A 4,787-nucleotide genomic window follows, 5' to 3' on the forward strand; every position below is an offset into this window, starting at 1 on the left:
GCCCCTCGCCAGACGTTCACGATGATCAGCGACGTCATGGCCGTTTGCGGCGTACCGATCCAATTCACGCCGTGCGCCGCGAGCCCGCTGTGTGTGAGGACCCAGTTGATCACGCTAAAGGTCGGGTCGAACATCCAGCGCCAGGCGAGCGTGCTCAGGACCGTGGGGATGATGAACGGCAAGAGGAGCGCCGCGCGGACGAAGCGCTGCAGAGGAAAGGCCTGGTTGAGGAGCACGGCCATGACCAGTCCCAGCACCAGCTTGAACACCGTGGTCACCGCGGTGTAGACGAATGTGTTGGTGATGCTGCTCAAGAACACGTGGTCGTGGAGGAATTCGTACCGGTAGTTGCCCAGCCCCACGAACCGCCCGATCGCACCGACCTCTGAGGCGGTGACCGAGAGCCACACGCCGATCACGAACGGATAGGCGAGAAACGCGAGCAGCATGAAGAGCGTCGGCGCGAGCAGCAGGTACCCGAGCGGCGCTTCTTGTCCGAAGATACGGATGCGCGGCTGGCGGAAGGCCGCCCGCGCGGCCTCAGCTGGCGGGGTCGCCGTGCTCACGGCTCGTGCGCTCGGTTAGGGGGCTCCGAAGATCGCCTTGAGCTTGGCCTCCGCGTCATTTATGGCGGCCTTGGTGTCGCCGGTGGCGACCGCCTTGGCGAACATGTCGGCAACGACATACTGCGTTTGCGCCTGGCTGGTCTGCTTGCTGGGCGCCGCCGGCCACCCCGGCCACTTGCCGATGGGTTTGCCCTGGGAGTCGATCACGACGTTGCGATAAGCCCTGAGCTTCAGGTCGAGGTGCCAGACCGGGTCATCGTACAAGCCCTCAAACGGGCCGTGGTTATATCCGCGGGCGGCCTTCAACCACTTCGAGTAGTTGGCCTTGTCCATGAGCGCCATGGCAAAGGCCTTCGCCGTGTCCTTCTCCTTCGACCAGGCCATGACGGCGTGGTTAAAGATAAGGTTCAGCGTGAAGTTCCCCTTTGGCCCGCTCGGCATGGGAGCGTTTTGGGTGACCTGGTCGAATTTCTTGAATTCAACGACCTCGCGGATGTAGATACTGGCGCCGTTGAGGGTGGCGCTGATGCGGTCGGCGTGGTAGGCTTGGTTATTGTCGGGGTCCAGCCACTCGGGGAACCACTTGATGCCGGCCTGCTGAGCTCGAATCGCCCACCGGAGCGCCGCTTCGGTCTCGCTCGAGTTGATCGTGACCGTCTTGCCGTCCTTATCCACCTCTTGCCCGCCGAAGCCCCACAGTACCGGGTTCCACATCGTGAGCGAGTCGCCGTAGGCGTGACCGACGGTCTGCGCAATGGGTTTGCCGGTGGCCTTGGCAAGCTTTTCGCCGGCGACGATCAACTCGTCCCAGGTCTTCGGGAACGATGCGACCCCGGCCTTTTGGAAGTAGTCCGTGCGGTAGCTCCACGCGTTCGGGACCTGTGTGTAGGGGATCGCCCGCCACTGTCCACCGACCTTGCAGAAGGCCTCGTTGACGGGGTGCACCTTGCCCAGGCGCTGCATGAGCAGATTGACTTCATTCGTGACGTCGACGGTCGACGCCGTATACAGATGCGGCCAGCCGTACTGCATCTGGATGATATCCGGGCCATCACCGGCCGCGACCGCGGCAACGGTCCGAGGCTGAAGCTGGTCGCCGCTGACGGTCTCGATCTCGACCGTGACGCCGTTCGCATCGCCCCATTCCTTCGCCTGACGCTTGAGTTCGGCATCGGCCACCTGCACGAAGCTGTTCCACTGGAGCAGCCGGATGCGTGCTCCCGAGCGCGGCTTCGGGAGCGAAGCCGCCGCCGAGGCCGTACCCGCGCGAAAGGCGCCGAGCATCGAACCGGCCGTCACCGAGACCGCGGTCGCCCCGGCCGTTTGCAAAAACCGTCGCCGCGTCCATCCCTTTCGCCCCTGAGTGCGTTTGCCCACGATCGCCCCTCCCCTAGTCCCCAACGTGCTTGTATCAGCAATTGTATGACATTTCCGTTTTGGTTACTAGACCCCTTCCATCGGTCGAGCCAGCCCGGTTTCGCGTCCGAGCTACGTCGTCCGACCGCTCAACCGATGGGGGTCGCATCATCAAAGAGATCGAATTTTACGGGAGCCGGAATCCTTTGTGTGAATGAGAAGGAAATTCGTATCAGGCTGTGGGGAAGAAGGGGTCACCTTCTGTGGGCCCTTGCTGCGACCGCCTCCTAGGAAGCGCCGGCATCGATGCGGCGTTACCTTAGAACAGCATGAACAAGTGGATCGTCACCGCTTCGGTTCTGGTAGGCGCGCTGATGAGCGCGATCGACACGAGCGTCGTGAACGTCGCGCTCGTCCACGTGAAAGCCACCTACGGGGTGACCACCCAGCAGGTGAGCTGGGTCAGCACCGCCTACCTCATCACGCTCGCGATCGTCATGCCGCTGACGGCCTGGCTGAGCTCGGTCCTCGGCCGGAGGCGAATGTATCTCTCCGCGATTGCGCTGTTTACGGCCGCCTCGGTCCTCTGCGGCCTCTCGCGTACGCTGGGGCAGCTGATCGCCTTCCGGATCCTGCAGGGGCTGGGCGGCGGGGTCTTGCAGCCCACCTCCCAGGCGATCATGCGGGAGACGTTCCCGCCCGAACAGCAGGGGCAGGCCATGGGCTTCTTTGGGATGATCGTCCTGCTGGGCCCGGCCCTCGGACCGTTGCTGGGCGGGTGGCTGACCGATGCCTACTCCTGGCCTTGGATCTTCTTCATCAACCTGCCCGTCGGAATCGTCGCGTCGATCATGGGCTGGCAGTTCATCAAGGATCCCGCATACATGCTGCGCCGCGGGTTCCAGCGGATCGACGGGATCGGGATCGGCTTGATGGCGGTGGGACTCGTGGCGTTGCTGACCCTCCTCGAAGAAGGGGAGACCAACGGGTGGTTCGGCAGTACGTTTATCACGGGCTCCGCCGTCATCGCCGCCGTGTCGTTGCTCGCGTTTGTCCTCTGGGAGCTGCGCGTGCCGGCCCCCGCGGTCAACTTACGGATCTTGCGGAACCTCTCATTTTCGTCCGGCATCTTCATCGGGGGGGTCCTGGGGGTGGCGCTGTACGGCAGCCTGATCTTGCTGCCCATCTTCCTCCAGAACCTGCTGGGGTACGACGCGACCCACGCGGGACTCGCGCTCATGCCGCGGGGGCTCGCCATGGTCATTCTCATGCCCGTGGCCGGCGCCCTGTACAACCGGCTGGGCGTCTACGTGATGATCCCGTTCGGCCTTGCCCTGAGCGGATTTGCGGGGTTTATGATGGCGCATTTTACCCAGGACAGCAGCCTCGCGCAGATCCTGATCCCGCAGGCGATCCAGGGGGCTGGGTTTGCCTTCATATTCGTGTCCCTCGCCACGAGTGCACTCGCCACCATCCCCCGGCCGCACATGCAGAGCGCGACGGGACTCTTTAGCCTCACCTTCCAGTTGGGCGGGACGCTGGGGACGGCGATCATGATTACGCTCTTGGACCACCGCACCACAATTGCCAGCGCCAACCTGGTGCGGTACGCTTCCGCGCAGAACCCTACGTTCGTGCAGTGGTGGCAGACGTACCAGGCGGGGCTGGTCGCGCGCGGGATCAATCCGTGGACCGCGCACCTTCAAGCGCTCTCCGTGCTCAGGCAGCTCATCAGCCACGAGGCGGCCGTGGTCGCCTTCGATTACACGTTCGCCGCGATCGCCACCGTATTTCTCGTCTGCCTCCCGCTCGTGCTGCTGATCCGGCGCGGGACCCCGCTCTCGGAGGAACGCGTCTCCGCGGAGTAGGCTGCTGGTGTGGCGGAGGGGAGTGGGAATCGAACCCACCACGAGCCGTGAGGCCCGTCGGCAGTTTTGAAGACTGCGAGGCCCACCAGGACCCTTGCCCCTCCGTGTTTTACATCCCGCTGCACGGGACGGCACCGGACCGCGCTGCGCCTTATTTTGCTTGCGTTCTAGCGCGATCCCGGTCCGGATCCCCCTCTTCGCCGCGTGGCACGGCGTGACCTTGGATTGCACCGTTTGGAGCGCCGAACATGTGCAAATTGAGTGCAGCCTCGAGACCCTCCGGGAAGACCAGATCGTCGATCCACTCGACCGGCTGCACCGGCAGCCGGCCCATCAGGTGTCCGTAGGTGTCGAGCGTGAAGGCGGCGCTTGCGTGCCCCATCTGGTCGGCGATGTATTTCGGGTGCTTGCCGGCCATGACGAGCAGGCTGGCGTACGTATGCCGGAGGTCGTGAAAGCGGATCCGGTTGACCCCCGCGCGCTTGATGGCGGGCCGGAAGCCATGATCGTACAGCATCCAAGCCGGTAGCGGTTTGCCGCCCGGGCCGGGGAAGATGAGACCGCTCGCCGTCCCGGCCGACAGGGCCGATAGCGCGTGGTGCACCGTCGGCACCATATCGACCGCTCGCATAGAATTGTCGGATTTGGGTCGGCCCAGCACCCCCGTCCGCTCATTGTACGCCGACCGGACCTCGATCTTGCGGGTGGCAAACATCGGCCGGTTCTGCCGATCCCACGCGAGCGCCTGGATCTCCCCCAAGCGGAGGCCCGCAAACAGGGCCACCAGGAACAGCGGCCGCCACGCGTCCGAGGCGTTCAAGGCGAAGCGGCGGATCTCCCCGATCGTCCAGATCTGCGGATCCATGCGACCGATCTTCAGCTTCCGGACTCTGCGCGCAGGGTTGTGCGGGAGATATCCCCAATCGACCGCGGCCTCGAGCATCTGCTTTAGCAGCACCAGGCTGTGGTTCACCGTCCGCGGCGCGATCCGTCCCGC

General features: G+C 64.4%; 4 protein-coding genes and 1 tRNA gene. 1 reads left to right on the forward strand and 4 read right to left on the reverse strand.

What is annotated here, in order from left to right:
* Both VFP86_22045 and VFP86_22050 read right to left on the reverse strand, forming a co-directional pair.
* Window positions 1-566, reverse strand: a 566-nt coding sequence (locus VFP86_22045; GenBank protein ID HET9002333.1) for a sugar ABC transporter permease, incomplete at its 3' end; no start/stop codon positions are given.
* Window positions 567-581: 15 nt separating this feature from the next.
* Window positions 582-1,943, reverse strand: a complete 1,362-nt coding sequence (locus VFP86_22050) for an ABC transporter substrate-binding protein (protein HET9002334.1) — start codon at window positions 1,941-1,943, stop codon at window positions 582-584.
* A 308-nt stretch (window positions 1,944-2,251) separates the two neighbouring features.
* Here VFP86_22050 and VFP86_22055 point away from each other — a divergent pair, with 308 nt between their 5' ends.
* The gene (locus VFP86_22055) at window positions 2,252-3,790 is read left to right on the forward strand and encodes a DHA2 family efflux MFS transporter permease subunit (protein HET9002335.1); all 1,539 of its coding nucleotides are present in this window, start codon (window positions 2,252-2,254) and stop codon (window positions 3,788-3,790) included.
* Window positions 3,791-3,800: 10 nt separating this feature from the next.
* On the opposite strand, the gene VFP86_22060 is transcribed toward VFP86_22055, so the two are convergent.
* Together VFP86_22060 and VFP86_22065 are read right to left on the reverse strand one after the other, a co-directional pair.
* A tRNA-Sec gene (locus tag VFP86_22060) sits at window positions 3,801-3,894 on the reverse strand.
* Window positions 3,895-3,941: 47 nt separating this feature from the next.
* Window positions 3,942-4,787: site-specific integrase (locus VFP86_22065; GenBank protein ID HET9002336.1), on the reverse strand; the 846-nt coding region annotated here is incomplete at its 5' end.

It is taken from the genome of bacterium (genome assembly GCA_035703895.1).
In the GTDB taxonomy this organism is placed as follows: domain Bacteria; phylum Sysuimicrobiota; class Sysuimicrobiia; order Sysuimicrobiales; family Segetimicrobiaceae; genus Segetimicrobium.

Bases quoted from the DNA above. Each gene is read 5' to 3' on its own strand.
- VFP86_22055 (HET9002335.1), top strand. From the start codon at position 2,252: ATGAACAAGTGGATCGTCACCGCTTCGGTTCTGGTAGGCGCGCTGATG.